At 68.2% G+C, this 14,406-nt stretch carries 15 protein-coding genes; 8 read left to right on the forward strand and 7 right to left on the reverse strand.

From position 1 onward, the window contains the following. Positions 1 to 17: 17 nt before the first annotated feature. The 5 genes from FHT38_RS19040 to FHT38_RS19060 form a co-directional block, all read right to left on the reverse strand. Complete coding sequence (locus FHT38_RS19040) at positions 18 to 980, reverse strand: ABC transporter permease (protein ID WP_091727247.1); 963 nt, start codon at positions 978 to 980, stop codon at positions 18 to 20. 58 nt (positions 981 to 1,038) lie between these two features. Beyond that, on the reverse strand, positions 1,039 to 2,271 hold the full coding sequence (locus FHT38_RS19045; RefSeq protein WP_147239790.1) for a M20 aminoacylase family protein: 1,233 nt from the start codon (positions 2,269 to 2,271) through the stop codon (positions 1,039 to 1,041). 1 nt (position 2,272) lies between these two features. Continuing rightward, entirely contained in the window at positions 2,273 to 3,250 is a 978-nt protein-coding gene (locus FHT38_RS19050) for an ABC transporter permease (RefSeq protein ID WP_091727255.1), read from the reverse strand. Positions 3,251 to 3,496: 246 nt separating this feature from the next. Next, positions 3,497 to 4,558, reverse strand: coding sequence for a porin (locus tag FHT38_RS19055; RefSeq protein WP_091727259.1), 1,062 nt, complete (start codon positions 4,556 to 4,558; stop codon positions 3,497 to 3,499). Positions 4,559 to 4,857: 299 nt separating this feature from the next. Continuing rightward, positions 4,858 to 5,898 carry a porin gene (locus tag FHT38_RS19060; RefSeq protein WP_183492894.1) on the reverse strand — a complete coding sequence of 347 codons (1,041 nt, stop codon included), beginning with the start codon at positions 5,896 to 5,898 and terminating at the stop codon, positions 4,858 to 4,860. Positions 5,899 to 6,212: 314 nt separating this feature from the next. Here FHT38_RS19060 and coq7 point away from each other — a divergent pair, with 314 nt between their 5' ends. After that, on the forward strand, positions 6,213 to 6,830 hold the full coding sequence (gene coq7, locus FHT38_RS19065) for a 2-polyprenyl-3-methyl-6-methoxy-1,4-benzoquinone monooxygenase (RefSeq protein ID WP_183493598.1): 618 nt from the start codon (positions 6,213 to 6,215) through the stop codon (positions 6,828 to 6,830). Between the two features lie 72 nt (positions 6,831 to 6,902). Here the strand turns inward: coq7 and FHT38_RS19070 are convergent, their stop codons facing one another. Further along, positions 6,903 to 7,325 carry an OsmC family protein gene (locus FHT38_RS19070; protein ID WP_091727272.1) on the reverse strand — a complete coding sequence of 141 codons (423 nt, stop codon included), beginning with the start codon at positions 7,323 to 7,325 and terminating at the stop codon, positions 6,903 to 6,905. A gap of 457 nt (positions 7,326 to 7,782) precedes the next feature. Here FHT38_RS19070 and ilvA point away from each other — a divergent pair, with 457 nt between their 5' ends. Then, the gene (gene ilvA / locus FHT38_RS19075; protein ID WP_183492895.1) at positions 7,783 to 9,369 is read left to right on the forward strand and encodes a threonine ammonia-lyase, biosynthetic; all 1,587 of its coding nucleotides are present in this window, start codon (positions 7,783 to 7,785) and stop codon (positions 9,367 to 9,369) included. Positions 9,370 to 9,527: 158 nt separating this feature from the next. After that, on the forward strand, positions 9,528 to 10,646 hold the full coding sequence (locus FHT38_RS19080; protein ID WP_091727278.1) for a nicotinate-nucleotide--dimethylbenzimidazole phosphoribosyltransferase: 1,119 nt from the start codon (positions 9,528 to 9,530) through the stop codon (positions 10,644 to 10,646). Positions 10,647 to 10,671: 25 nt separating this feature from the next. On the opposite strand, the gene FHT38_RS19085 is transcribed toward FHT38_RS19080, so the two are convergent. Continuing rightward, positions 10,672 to 11,289 carry a hypothetical protein gene (locus tag FHT38_RS19085; RefSeq protein ID WP_183492896.1) on the reverse strand — a complete coding sequence of 206 codons (618 nt, stop codon included), beginning with the start codon at positions 11,287 to 11,289 and terminating at the stop codon, positions 10,672 to 10,674. A gap of 61 nt (positions 11,290 to 11,350) precedes the next feature. Here FHT38_RS19085 and gspG point away from each other — a divergent pair, with 61 nt between their 5' ends. From gspG to gspK, 5 genes are all read left to right on the forward strand, one after another. Next, entirely contained in the window at positions 11,351 to 11,782 is a 432-nt protein-coding gene (gene gspG, locus FHT38_RS19090) for a type II secretion system major pseudopilin GspG (RefSeq protein ID WP_255488857.1), read from the forward strand. 64 nt (positions 11,783 to 11,846) lie between these two features. Then, positions 11,847 to 12,329, forward strand: a complete 483-nt coding sequence (locus tag FHT38_RS19095; protein ID WP_310737402.1) for a prepilin-type N-terminal cleavage/methylation domain-containing protein — start codon at positions 11,847 to 11,849, stop codon at positions 12,327 to 12,329. Further along, positions 12,326 to 12,706: a type II secretion system minor pseudopilin GspI gene (gspI, locus tag FHT38_RS19100; protein WP_183492898.1), complete on the forward strand. Its 381-nt coding sequence runs from the start codon at positions 12,326 to 12,328 to the stop codon at positions 12,704 to 12,706. The genes FHT38_RS19095 and gspI overlap by 4 nt, the downstream gene beginning before the upstream one ends. Continuing rightward, positions 12,706 to 13,383 (forward strand): prepilin-type N-terminal cleavage/methylation domain-containing protein, encoded by a 678-nt coding sequence (locus FHT38_RS19105; RefSeq protein WP_183492899.1) that lies wholly within the window; start codon positions 12,706 to 12,708, stop codon positions 13,381 to 13,383. The genes gspI and FHT38_RS19105 overlap by 1 nt, the downstream gene beginning before the upstream one ends. Beyond that, positions 13,380 to 14,384 carry a type II secretion system minor pseudopilin GspK gene (gene gspK, locus FHT38_RS19110; RefSeq protein ID WP_091727298.1) on the forward strand — a complete coding sequence of 335 codons (1,005 nt, stop codon included), beginning with the start codon at positions 13,380 to 13,382 and terminating at the stop codon, positions 14,382 to 14,384. Before FHT38_RS19105 ends, gspK begins: the two co-directional genes overlap by 4 nt. The last annotated feature ends 22 nt before the right edge of the window (positions 14,385 to 14,406 follow it).

Raw genomic sequence — 14,406 nt, forward strand, 5'->3', positions numbered from 1 at the left:
GAACGTCCATCGAAGCATCAGCGCAGGCGGGGATTGAGCGCGTCGCGCAGCCAATCGCCGAGCAGGTTCACCGACAGCGCGATCAACACCAGCATCGCGCTCGGCCAGATGGTGATCCACCATTCGCCGGAGAACAGGAAGTCGTTGCCGATGCGGATCAGCGTGCCCAGCGACGGACTGGTCGGCGGCACGCCGACGCCGAGGAAGGACAGCGTCGCCTCGGTCAGGATCGCGGACGCCACCTGCAGCGTCGCCAGCACCAGCACCGGCCCGGTGACGTTGGGCAGCACGTGCCGCCACATGATGGCCAGCGGCTTGACGCCGATCACGCGCGCGGCCTGCACGTATTCCTTGTTGCGCTCGACCAGCGTCGAGCCCCGCACCGTGCGCGCGTACTGCACCCAGCCGGTCAGCGCGATCGCCAGGATCAGCACGGCGAAGGCCAGCGTGTCGTGCGCGTCCTTGAAGACCACGCGGCCGATGCCGTCGATCAGCAGCGCGATCAGGATGGACGGGAAGGACAGCATCACGTCGCAGATGCGCATGATGAAGGCGTCGACCTTGCCACCGACGAAGCCGGCCAGCAGTCCCAGCCCGACGCCGATGATCATCGACAGGATCACCGACGCCACGCCCACCAGCAGCGAGATGCGGGCGCCGTACATGATCGCGGAGAGCAGGTCGCGGCCCTGGTCGTCAGTTCCCAGAAGGTACTTGCTGGAACCGCCCTCGATCCAGGCCGGCGGCAGGCGCGAGTCCATCAGCTCCAGCGCGGACAGGTCGAAGGGATCGTGCGGCGCGATCCAGGTCGCGAAGAGCGCGCAGACCACGCAGCACAGGGCGACGAAGGCGGCGACCATCGCCGTCGGCGAGTGGGTGAAGGAGTGCCAGACGTCGCCGTCCAAGAAGCGGCTGAGCGCGTTGGGTGGCCGGGCGGCCGGCGCGCCGGAGGCCGGCGAAGGGGGAAGTGAGGCGGTCATTCGGGAATGCGGGCAGCGGGCTGTCGGATCGATGGCGAGCGGAACGCGCGGCGTCCGCTCAATGCGGCGGGAGAGGCAGGCCCTGCTCCACCAGCGCCGCGAACAGCGCGGAGCCCAGCGGCAGGATCTCGTCGTTGAAGTCGTAGCGCGGCTGGTGCAGACCGCAAGGACCGCCCTGCCCCAGTCGCAGGTAGGCGCCGGGCCGGGCCTGCAGCATGAAGGCGAAGTCCTCGGAGCCCATGCTCGGCACCAGCTTGTCGTCGACGTTCTCGGCACCGACCAGCGACTGGGCCACACGCACGGCGAAGTCGGCTTCGGCCGCGCTGTTGATGGTGGCGGGATACAGGCGTTGGTAGTCGACCTTCGCGCTCGCGCCGAAACCCAGCGCCACCGATTCGACCAGCCGCGTCATGCGCTCCTCGAGCAGTTGCTGCACCTCGGGCTTGAAGCTGCGGACCGTGCCGGTGATCTGGGCCATCTCGGGGATCACGCTGAAGGCGCTCGATTCGCCGGCCTGCATCGAGCACAGGCTGACCACCGCCTGCTCGATCGGCGCGATGTTGCGCGACACGAGGCTTTGCACCGCGGTGATCACGTGGCCGGCGATCAGCACCGGATCGACGCTCAGGTGCGGATGCGCGCCATGGCCGCCGCGGCCCTGGATGGTGATGGTCACCCGATCCGCCGCGGCCATCATCGCGCCGCGGTTCAGGCCGATCTTGCCCGGCGGCAGATGCGGCCAGTTGTGCATCGCATAGATGGCCTCGACCGGGAAGCGCTCGAACAGACCGTCGGCGATCATCTCGCGCGCGCCGCCGTAGCCCTCCTCGCCGGGCTGGAACACCAGCACCGCGGTGCCTGCGAAGCGCCGGGTCTGCGCCAGGTAGCGCGCCGTGCCGACCAGCATCGCGCAGTGGCCGTCGTGCCCGCAGGCATGCATCAGGCCGGGTGTCGACGAGCGCCAGGCGAAGTCGTTCTGCTCGCGCAGCGGCAGCGCGTCCATGTCGGCGCGCAGGCCGAAGAGGCGCGGCTTCGCATCGGGCGCCGCGCCGGGCACCGGCTGGCCATGGATGGTCGCGACGATGCCGGTGCGGCCCAGGCCCTGGTGGATCTCGTCGACGCCACAGGCCTTGAGCGCCTGCACGATGCGGGCCGCCGTGCGGTGCTCCTCGAAGCCGAGTTCCGGCATCGTGTGCAGCTCGCGGCGCAAGGCCACGAGCTCGCCGCGCGCCTCGAACAGCCGCTGGTAGGTGCCCGCCGCGGTGGCGGTCAGGTGCTCCGGAGCGTTCATGTCAATGCGCGCCGCCGCTCACGCGCAAGCGCGGATCGACGGCGAAGTACAGCAGATCGACGACAAGGTTGATCACGACGAAGATCAGCGAGATCAGGCACAGATAGGCCGCCATCACCGGGATGTCGGCAAACTGCACCGCCTGGATGAACAGCAGGCCCATGCCGGGCCATTGAAACACGGTCTCGGTAATGATCGCAAAGGCAATCAGCGATCCCAGCTGCAGCCCGGTGATCGTGATCACCGGCACCAACGTGTTCTTCAGCGCATGACCGAAGTAGATGGTGCGGTCGCTCAGGCCGCGGGCCCGCGCGAACTTGATGTAGTCGGCGCGCAGCACTTCCAGCATCTCGGCGCGCACGATGCGCATGATGAGCGTCAGCTGGAACACCGCCAGCGTGATGCCCGGCAGCAACAGGTGGCGCAGGCCATCGGTCGTCAGCAGCCCGGTGCTCCAGGCGCCGAACATGACGACCTCGCCCCGGCCGTAGCTTGGCAACCAGGCCAGTTGCACCGCGAAGATCAGGATCAGCAGGATGCCGATGAGGAAGGTCGGCAGGGCCACGCCCAGCAGCGACAGCGTCATCAGCACCTGCGAGCCGAAGCTGCCGCGCCGCAGCGCGGCGTAGACGCCCAGCGGGATGCCGAACACCAGTGCGATCACCGCAGCCGTGGCGGACAGCTCGAGCGTCGCGGGGAACCGCTCGGCAATCAGCGCCGAGACCTTGCGGCCCTGCTTCAGGCTCACGCCGAACTCGCCCTGCACCGCATTGCCGGCGAAATGCGCGAACTGCACGGCGAAGGATTGATCGAGGCCCAGGTCCTTGCGCAGTTGCTCGCGCTGCTCCGGCGTAGCGTCCTGTCCGAGCAGGTTGTTGACCGGATCGCCGACGTACTGGAACAGCATGAAGGCGATGAAGGCCACCGTCAGCATGACGACAACGGCCTGCGCCAGGCGGCGAAGAATGAAAACCAGCATGGACGATGGCCTCCGGCGACGGCTTGGGCGAGTCGGCTCGTGGCCTGCCCTGGCACGACCTGACCCCGGAGGCAAGACGCTTCAGAAGTCAACGATCATCGAGGAGCGTCCTGCGCCCGGCAAGTGGGTTACTCCTTAACGCAGCATGAACGCGACGTCGTCCCATCGGCGCGCACCAACGAAAAAACCGCCCGAAGGCGGTTTTGCAAGCGGCCAGCGAGCGCGGCGCGCGCCCGCATGCCAGGATCAGAAGCGATGGCGCATGCCGACGATGGCGCCGCCGCGCTTTTCGGCGCCGTTGGCGAAGCGGACCGCACCGTCATGCTTGGTGTAGTCCAGCTCGACATAGGCGTCGGTGCGCTTGGAGAAGGCGTAGTCCGCCACGAAAGCCAGGTAGTGGCCCTTGCTCTTCGTGTTGGCGAGCGCTGCACTGTAGTGCGTTTGCGTCGCGTACCAGTAGTGGCCGCCCAGGTTCAGCTGCGGAGTCAGCTGATAGGTCGCGCCGACGGAGATCATGTCGCGCTTGCGCACATCGTTCGCCGCCGCATTCAGCACGTTGCCCAGCAGGCCCGAGGTGTAGGCCGCGCCGAGCAGGCCGCCCCGATCGAACTTGTTGGTCGCCCAGGACAGGTTGACGTACCAGGGACCGGCCGTGTAGCCGCCGCCCGCGGTGTAACCCTTGACCTTCTTGCCGAGGGTGTCTTCGACCTGCAGGTACGCGCCGCCGAAGGCGATCGGGCCCTGCGAGTAGCGCAGCATGCCGCCGTAGGACTTGTTCTGCGAGTTACCTTCACCGGCCGAGACCTGGATTTCGCCGCGCACCGGGCCGGTCTCGAACAGGTACTTCACCATGTTGTCCTGACGGGCGCCCATGGACAGGCCGATCTCGGGCTTGTAAGCCTCGATGTAGGGCGAGTACTTGAACGAGGCGTAGGTCGACGTGTAGATGTCGAACAGGATGTTGTATTGGCGACCCAGGGTGAGGCGGCCGAAATCGCTCGACTGGATGCCCACCCACGACTGGCGCCAGAAGTCCGCTGCGGCGACGGTGCCCGTGTCGGAGTTCAGACGGTGTTCCAGGTTGGCGATCGCCTTCAGGCCACCACCCATGTCCTCGGTGACGTTCACCCCGAGGCGGCTCTGCGACATGCCGCCGGGGATCACCTGCTTCTCGGAAGATCCCACGTTCGCATTGCTGGTCCAGCGCAGACCGACGTCCACGATGCCGTAGAGCGTGACGCTCGACTGGGCCCAGGCGGCGCTGGTGCTGGCTGCCAGGATGCTCAGCGCCAAGGCGGCTTTCTTCATGTGATGTCTCCTTTGATTTGGTTTGGTCGCCGTGATTGATTCTCAGCGAAGCCTTCAAACGGAGACGCGCTGTGTTGCACATCGCCCACGCGAGCAAACCCTGTCAAGTTTGTGACGACCAGACAGAGGGAAAACCCGCGATCACTATTCACAAAATCAACAACGGTGCGTTGCGGCGACAGAGCTTGATCACCGGACGCAAGGCCTGGCCCCGCGCCCGGGTACAGGAGGGACGGCACAGACGAAAAAAAGCCGCCCCGAGGGGCGGCTTTCGTTGCGCAGCGCGCTGATCCGGGGGATCAGAAGCTGTGCTTGATACCGACGTCCAGGCCGCCCGACTTGCCGCCAGTAGCCGCGGCAACGGCGTTGTTGGCAACGCGGAAGTTCGAGTTGTCGTTGTCGATGATCGAAGCCGTCGTGTACAGCGCGGTGCGCTTGGACAGGTTGTGCTGGTAGCCGATCGTGAACGCTTGGGCGTCGCCATGCAGGCCAACGGCGGCGGCGCGGTCAGCGGCGTTGTTCGTCTCAGCCTTCGTGTACTGGGCGGTCAACGAGCCAGCGGCCGTCACCGGCACCACGGCGCCGACGGTGTACACGTTTTGCTTGTACGAAGCGTACTTCAACTGGGTCCACAGGGCCGAGATCTTCACGACCTTGAAGTCATAGCTGCCGCCCAGCGACAGTTGCTTGACCTTCGACAGCAGAACGTCGGTGGTCTGGTAGCCGGCTGCAACGTTCAGGTCCGCAACCTTGTAGCCCAGACGGCCGCCGTACATCTTCTTGCCTTGGGCGCCTTCACCAGCGGCCACGTCGAACGAGCCGTACACGCCGCCCAGATCGCTCGGCAGGAAGTACTGCACGAGGTTGTCGGCACGGTTGTTCGTGTCGTAGTTCGTGACGGTGGCGCTGTTCAGGCCGAAGGTCGTGTACGTGCGGGTCACGTCGCCCAGACCGGTCGTGGTGTAGACGTCGAAGTCATCGACGACCAGGCGGGTCGAGGTCTTGCCACGGCCCAGACGAACTTCACCGAAGTCGCCCATCAGGCTCACCGAGGCGCGACGGCCCCAGAAGCGCGAGCTGTCGGCGGTGCCGGTGTCGGCAGCCAGGGCGCCTTCCAGCCAGAAGCCGGCCTTCAGGCCGCCACCCAGGTCCTCGACGCCACGGACGCCGATACGGCTGGAGCTGCTGCCGTCGTTCGACAGCTGCTTCGTGTCCTGGCCGTTGGCCTTCGTGTAACGGGCTGCGACGTCGATCACGCCGAACAGGGTGACGGACGATTGAGCGGCAGCGGCACCGGCGAAACCAGCCAGCACAGCCAGCGCGACGAGAGATTTCTTCATTAGAGACTCCTAGATCTTCAATGAGGTCGCGGTCGGTAGATCGTCCGCAAACCAAGCTCCTGCAATGAAGCTGTGGTGTATTGCAACAGGTCCGATCCCGCCTGACCAGCAGCCACCCCGTAAAAGTCCTGATTTCGTTGGTCCGAAGCAACGCGTATGAGGTTAAAAAAATGTGTCATCACGCATTCGCACAAAGGATCAGACAGCGCCGGGGAATCGCTTGACGCTGCCCTTCTAAACTGAAGGCTCATTTGCCACGGTATGCGCTCACGATGCAATTTCAGACCCGACACCCGGCGCGCAGTTTCACCCGCATGGACGCGTGGATATCCACGCTGGACCAAAGCCTGAAGACGCTGGTGGGCGTCGCGCCGATGTCGCGCCCGGCGCCGCAGGCGACCGCCGCCGACGAGCCGCTCGACGAAGGTCAGCGCCGGTTGTCGGCTTCGCTGATGCGGGTCAACCATGTCGGCGAGGTCTGCGCCCAGGCGCTCTATCGCGCCCAGGCGCTGAGCACCCGCGACGAGCAACTTCGGGAGCATCTCCAGCACGCCGCCCAGGAGGAGATCGACCATCTCGCCTGGTGTGCGGACCGACTGCGCGCGCTCAATGATCGACCCAGCCTGCTGAATCCGCTCTGGTACGGCGGCGCTTTCGCGATCGGGACGGTCGCGGGGTTGGTCGGAGACAAGGTCAGCCTGGGCTTCGTCATCGAGACCGAACGGCAGGTGGAAGCCCACCTCGCCAGCCACCTGGAACGCCTGCCGGACGGCGACCGCAGTTCCCGGGCGATCGTTGCGCGGATGAAGGAAGAGGAGGCGCGCCACGCCGAAGAGGCGCGTGACCGCGGCGGCATCGACCTGCCGCGCCCGGTGCGGGGCCTGATGCGCATGGCCGCCAAGGTGATGACGCGGACCGCCCACCACCTTTGACGCGCCTCTCTAGATAGTAGAGAGTAGTAGAGAGGGCGGGAGCAAGGGCGCTCGAGGCGCTCCTCCTGCGGCTCACGCCTCGACGATCTCCACCGATGTCGTGATTTCCGCCGTCTTCGCCAGCATGATGCTGGCGGAGCAGTATTTCTCGTGGGACAGCTGGACGGCACGTTCGACCGCCCCTTCGGGCAGCCCCTTGCCGGTGACGACGAAGTGCATGTGGATCTTGGTGAACACCTTGGGATCCGACTCGGCGCGATCGGCGCTCAGCTTGACCTGGCATCCCCGCACGTCGTGGCGGCCGCGCTTCAGGATCAGCACGACGTCATAGGCGGTGCAGCCTCCCGTCCCGGCCAGCACCGTTTCCATCGGCCTCGGCGCCAGATTGCGGCCACCGCCGTCCGGAGAGCCGTCCATGTTGATCATGTGGCCGCTGCCGGTTTCCGCGATGAAGCTCATGCCATCGGCGCCCATCCAGTTGATCGTGCATTCCATTCGTCGTTCCTTGGTTCGATGGGCCAGGTCGGGCGCCTTCGGCACCCTGACCCCATTTTTTCGATCCCCGCCGTGTTGCAGCGATCGACTCTGGCGGTGATTTTGCGCATTTAGAGGCCCGACTCCATGGTCGAAGCCCTCGAAAAATATTGCAGCGCAACATGCATCGCCCTAGAATTCTAGGCATGCGACAGCGCTACCCCACTCGTGGGGTCTGCCCCGCACCGATTGTCTCCTCCACCGCCTCCATGGTGGATTCAGCCCGAGGCCACAAGCCTCGGGCTTTTTTTCGTCCCTTGGGAGCCCCTCCCAGCCGCAAGGCTTGCTCCTCCAATCGCGAAAGCGCGCCCGCGCCGCACCGCTGGCGAGCCGCCGCGCCCCGGACAAACCCTCGCTATCATCGTCCGCCCGATGGTCGGCGCGTCCCGCGCGGTCAAGGGGAACTGGAGGGAATTCCATGGCCGGCACCCGCCGCGCATCGCGCAAGACCGCTTCGAAGCGCCCAGCGGCGCAGCACCCGGCGTTACTCCCCGCGGATCAGAGTTATCTGCAACGGATTCTTAACGCGAAGGTGTATGAGGTCGCGCAGGAAACCTCCCTCGACGCCGCCCGCAATCTCTCCAAGCGCATCGGCAACAAGGTCTGGCTGAAACGTGAGGATCAGCAGCCGGTATTCAGCTTCAAACTGCGGGGCGCCTATAACAAGATGGCAAATCTCGCGCCTGGGCAATTGGCCCGGGGGGTGATTTGCGCGTCCGCCGGGAATCACGCGCAGGGCGTGGCCCTGTCCGCGAAGAAACTCGGCTGCCGGGCCGTGATCGTGATGCCGGTGACCACGCCCAAGGTCAAGATCGACGCCGTCCAGGCCCTGGGCGGCGAGGTAGTGCTGGCTGGCGAATCCTTCACCGACGCCTACGGCCACGCGCTCGAACTGGAGCGCGAGCAAGGCCTGAGCTTCGTCCATCCCTTCGACGACCCCGACGTCATCGCCGGCCAGGGCACCATCGCGATGGAGCTGCTGCGCCAGCACCCGGGACCCATCGACGCCATCTTCGTGGCCATCGGCGGTGGCGGCCTGATCGCCGGCGTGTCGGCCTACATCAAGGCAGTGCGGCCGGAGATCAAGATCATCGGCGTCCAGACCAAGGATTCCGACGCGATGGTGCGTTCGGTGCGCGCCGGCAAGCGCGTCGCGCTCAGCGACGTCGGGCTGTTTTCCGACGGCACCGCGGTGAAGCTGGTGGGCGAGGAAACCTTCCGCATCTGCCGCGAGCTGGTCGACGACTACGTGCTGGTCGACACCGACGCCGTCTGCGCCGCGATCAAGGACGTCTTCGTCGACACGCGCAGCATCCTGGAGCCGGCCGGCGGTCTGGGCGTCGCCGCGATCAAGCAGTACGCGGCGCAGCACGGGACCAAGGGCGAAACCTACATCGCCATCACCTGCGGCGCGAACATGAACTTCGACCGGCTGCGCTTCGTGGCCGAGCGCGCCGAGGTCGGCGAGGAGCGCGAGGCGCTGTTCGCCGTCACCATCCCCGAGGAGCGCGGCAGCTTCCGCCGGTTCTGCGAACTGGTCGGTGGCCGCAGCGTCACCGAGTTCAACTACCGCATCTCGGACCGGAACGAGGCGCACGTGTTCGTTGGCGTCTCCATCGCCAAGCGCGAGGAAGCCGACAAGCTGGCCCGCAGCTTCGAGAAGCACCGCTTCCCGACGGTCGACCTCACCGACGACGAACTGGCGAAACAACATGTGCGCCACATGGTCGGCGGCCGGACCGAGCTGGCCGAGAACGAGCGCCTGTTCCGCTTCATCTTCCCCGAGCGGCCCGGCGCGCTGATGCGTTTCCTGTCCAGCATGAGCCCGGACTGGAACATCAGCCTCTTCCATTACCGCAACCAGGGTGCCGACTACGGCCGCATCCTCGTCGGCCTGCAGGTGCCCAAGGGCGACGGCAAGGCGTTCAAGACCTTCCTCGACCAGCTGAACTATCCGTACACCGAGGAAACCGACAACCCGGTCTACCGCCTCTTCCTGCGCTGATCGGCTCGCGCGTGAAGCGGCCGTGATCGACCGGGCGCTCGGCTCGCGGCGGTGATGGCTCAACGCCACCCGCTGCCCCACGGACAGGGGGCAGGCGCGGCGCGGCTGGGCAATTGCCGATGGCCGCCCCGCGACGCGGCACGAGAATGGCGGTCCCCATGTCGATTCATCAGTCCCTCATCTCGCCGACGGCCAATCCGGAACTGGAGCGCGCCCTGCGCCAGCGCCTCGAGCGCCGCTGTGCGCTGGCCGGCCGCCTGGGCGAACTCGAGCCGCTCGCGGTGCGGCTGGGCCTGATCCAGGCCACGCAGACGCCCAAGTTCCGTGATCCGACGCTGGTGCTCTTCGCCGCCGACCACGGCCTGGCCGTCGACGGCATCGCATTGCCCAACGGCCGCAGCACGCGCGAGCAGGCGCTGCTCGCGCTGCAGCACCGGTTGCCCGCCACCGTCTTCGCGCGCAACCAGGGCATGCATGTCACGGTCGTCGACTGCGGCATCGCCGAACCGCTGAGCCCGCAGCAGCGGCTGCTCGCACGCAAGATCGCGCACGGCACCCGCAATTCGCGCGCCGGCCCGGCGATGACGCTGGACCAGGCCCATGCGGGCGTGCGCGTCGGCATGGAGATCTCCGACAACCTGGCCGGCAACGTGATCGCGTGCGCGGGCCTGGGGCAGGGATCGCTGGAGGCCTCGGCGCTGGTGCTGTCCCGCCTGATGGACATGCCGGTGCAGGACTTCGTCATCACCGGCCCGGACATGCCGCACGAGGAGCTGTCCCACTTGATGCTGGTGCTGCAGGGCGCGCAGACGCGTCACCGCGACGTGCAGGAGCCGATGGCGGTGCTGGCGGCGTTCGGCGGTTTCGAACTGGCGGTCATGGTCGGCGCGATGCTGGTCGCGGCCTCCAAGCGCCAACTGATCCTGGTCGACGGCATTCCGGCTTGCGCGGCGCTGAAGGTGGCCTCGATGATCGCCCCGCCGGTGACCGACTACGCCGTCTTCTGCCGCAGCACCACCCATCGCGGCCTGGACGAGGCGCTGCAGCTCTTCCACGCCGCGGCGCTGCTCGAACTGGGCATGGAATGCGGCGATGGCACCGGTGCGACGCTGGCCTGGCCGCTGGTGCGCTGCGCGGCGGCGCTGCTGACGGAAGTGCAGGACCTGCCCGAAGGCTCGATCCACAGCCGGCCGTCCGACCTGCGCGAGACCGGTTCGAGCGCGCCGGGCGCCCTGCCCTCGGGCGCCGGTCGATCGACCCTGGGCAGCAAGTACTGACCCCGGCAGCCGCCGGTGTCCCGTCCTACTTGGTCGGGTTGGCGCTTCCGTCGCCCGGTACCGGCTGAGGCAAGGCCCCGCCGATGGCCGTCGGCGGCACGATGCCTTCGGGCCCCGGTCCGCCGGTCTGAGGCTGCCCCGGGTGGGCGCCGAACTGCGGCGGCGGCATCGCGCCCGGCGGCAGTTGACCCGGCAGCATCTGGCCAGGCACGGCTTCGGCGCCGCCGGCGCCCGGCGCGAGGCTCAATCTCACCGAGACCGCGTCCCCCGCGCCGAGCCCGACATCCCGCCGGTTGATCTCGATCAGCTTGAGGTCGCCGTCGACGACCTGCCCCACGCGCACCGGCTTGGGCAGGCCGCCGGCGACGGCAATCAGCGCGACGCCCTCGCCCGGATGGCGGGCATTCATCGAGGGCGCCACGACGCCCAGCAGCTGGTAGCGCGAGGAAGCGGCTTCGACCGGCGCTTCCGCGGCCTTGGCGGCGGTGAACAGGCGGGTCCAGTCGGCCGGCGCGCCGTCGGCGATCGCGGGGCGCGTCATCGCCGGCGCCTGGGGGCCGTTGGCCATGAGCATCAGCGCCCAATACGCGAGGCTGGCCGCCAGCAGCGCCCAGACGACGAAGCTTAACCATCGTGCATGCATCCGACGATTATGATGCAGCGCGATGAGCCGCCGAGGGCGGCTCCGCGAGGATTGCCACACCATGCGCCGACCCCTGTCTCCGCGCCGCGCGCGCGGCTTCACGCTGATCGAACTGATCGTCGCCATCACCATCGTCGCCGTCATGGGCGCGGTGGTCGTTCCCGCGGTGATGAACCACGTCTCCGAAGCCCGCCGCACCGCGGCCCGGTCCGACGTGAACACGCTGATGCAGGCGCTCAAGCTCTACAAGATGGACAACGGCCGCTACCCGAGCGGCGAGCAGGGCCTGAGCGCCCTGGTGGCCAAGCCGACCAACGGCCCGGCCGCGCCCAACTGGAAGGTCTACATCGAGAAGCTGCCCAAGGACCCCTGGGGCAATGCGTACCAGTATGACAACCCCGGCCTGAAGGGCGAGGTCGACGTCTACAGCCTGGGCGCGGACGGCAAGCCCGGCGGCGAAGGCAACGACGCCGACGTCGGCTCCTGGGAGTGAGCGCACGGCCCGCCGCGCGTTCCACCTCCCCACCGTCCCGCTCCTTCATCGACCGCTCCGAGCCGTGCGCGCGCGTCCGTCCGGCCGTCCGTCCCAGCGCGGCTTCACGCTGATCGAGCTGATGGTGGCGATCACCATCGTGGCGATCGCCAGCGCGACCGTCGCGGTCGCCGTGCGGGACCGCGCCGACGTGCAGCTCGAGCGCGAGGCGCTGCAGCTGGCCTCGGTGCTCGAGACCGCCCGGGCCGAGGCCCGCGCCGCGTCGCTGGACGTGCGCTGGGTGCCGGACGCGGGCAACGATGGCGGCCGCTACCACCTCACCGGCCTGCCCGCCCCGCTGGTCAGGCGACTGGGCCTGGAGCGCCCCTGGCTGGGCGACACGCCCATCGTCGAGATCCAGGGCGCCGCCGCCAACGGCCGCACGCTGCGCCTGGGACCGGAGCCGCTCATCGGCGCGCAGCGCGTCACGCTGATCCGCGGCGATCACCGGATCACCCTTGCCACGGACGGCCTGCGTCCCTTCGCGATCACGAAGGGAGGCGCATGAGCGGCGCCCTCGGGCGCGCGTCGCGTGCCGCCGGCTTCACCCTCATCGAGGTCCTGGTGGCGCTGACCATCGTCGCGCTGTGCCTGGCGGCCGGCCTGCGGGCCGCGGGCGCGATGACCTCGAATTCGGACCGGCTCGCCATCAACTCGCTGGCGCAGTGGTGCGCCGAGAACGAGCTGACCGAGATGCGCCTGACCAAGACCTTCCCCGGCGTCGGCGACAACAGCGCCAGCTGCACGCAGATGGGTCGGGACTTCAACGTCAAACTGGCGGTCCGCTCGACCCCCAATCCCAATTTCCGGCGCGTCGAGGCGCAGGTCTTCGACGACCGCGACCGCCCGCTGCTGACCCTGACCACCATCGTGGGGCGCAACTGATGCGGCGCCCGGGCGGTTCCTCCCTCCGGCGCGCGGCGCGCGGGTTCACGCTGATCGAGGTCGTGGTCGCGCTGGTCGTGATGGCGGTGATGTCGGTGATGGCCTGGCGCGCGGTGAGCGCGCTGACCATCAGCCGCGAGCACAACGAGGCCGCGATGGAGCGCGCCGAGACACTGCAGACGCTGATGCGGCAGTGGGAACTGGACCTGCGCGAGGTGCAGGACAGCGGCGTGGTGCCGTCGGCGCTGGCCTTCGACGGCGCGACGCTGCGCATGACGCGCCGCCGCGAGACCGGCCTGCAGCTGGTGGCGTGGCAGTTGCGGGATGGCCGGCTGTCGCGCTGGGAATCGGCGCCGGTGGTGAACCGGGACGACCTGCAGGACGCCTGGTTCCGCAGCCAGCAGCTCAGCGCCGAGGAACTGCGCGCGATGCCGGGCCTGGACGGCGTGCTCGGCTGGCAGATGTTCTTCTTCCGCGGCAACGCCTGGTCCAACGCGCAGTCCAGCGGCGAGCTGGTGCCGCAGGACCCGGCCGCCTCGTCGCCGACCGGCCCGAATGCGCCGAAGCAGCGCGTGGCCGTGCCGCAGGGCGTGCGCATGCGGCTGCAGTTCGGCGAGGGCAGCGGCTATCGCGGCGAACTGGTCCGCGAGGTCGCGGTGGAAAGCAACGGTTCATGAGCAGGCCCCGTTCCCCATCGCGTCCGGCACAACCGCCTCGCGGCGCCGCGCTGCTGACCGCGCTGCTGATCGTGGTGCTGGTGACGACGCTGTCGGCCGCGATGCTGTGGCGGCAGGCGCGCAGCATCCAGATCGAAGCCGCCGACCGCGGCCGCGCCCAGGCGGACTGGGTGCTGCAGGGCGCGCTGGACTGGGCGCGGCTGATCCTGCGCGAGGACAAGCGCAACAACATGAACGCGCGCGACGGCAAGCCGGCCTCGGACGACCTCACCGAGGTCTGGTCGGTGCCGCTGGCCGAGGCGCGCCTGTCCAGCTTCCTGTCGCAGGACGAGAACAACTCCGCCGACGCCGGGCCGGACGCCTTTCTGTCCGGCCACATCGAGGACGCGCAATCGCGCTTCAACCTGCGCAACCTGGTTGACAACAAGCCCGAGGAGGTGCGCGCCGCGGCCCAACTCTTCCAGGCCGCCGGGCTGAGCACCAACCTGGTCGAGCAACTGCGGCTCAGCATGAACTACGCGGCGGTGCCCGCCAGCGCGCCGTCCGGCGAGGTGCCGCTGCTGCCCACGCGGCTGGCGCAGCTGCGCTGGCTCGGCCTGAACGAGGAGCAGATCCGGCGCCTGAGCACGCTGGTGGTGATCCTGCCCAAGCGCACCCCGGTCAACGTGAACACCGCGCCGCGCGAGGTGCTCGCCGCGGTGCTGTTCACCGACACCGGCTCGGCGGACCGCATCGTGCGCCAGCGCCAGGTCAAGCCCTTCCGGAGCTTCGAGGACCTCAAGCCCTTCGTGCCGCAGGAGCCGGCGCTCAGCGCCGAGCGCACCGCCTTCACCAGCGACTTCTTCTTCGTCGAGGGCCAGCTGCGCATGGACGACCGCGTGCTGGCGCAGCGCTCGCTGGTCGAGCGCCGCAACCTCGAGATGGTCGTGCTCGACCGCGAACGCCTGCAACGGCTGTCCACGCTGCCCGGCACCGCCGCCGGCTACGGGGCCACGCCTTGAACCCGTCGACACGCGGCGCGGC

The organism is Mitsuaria sp. BK041 (assembly GCF_014193085.1).
Lineage (GTDB): Bacteria > Pseudomonadota > Gammaproteobacteria > Burkholderiales > Burkholderiaceae_C > Roseateles.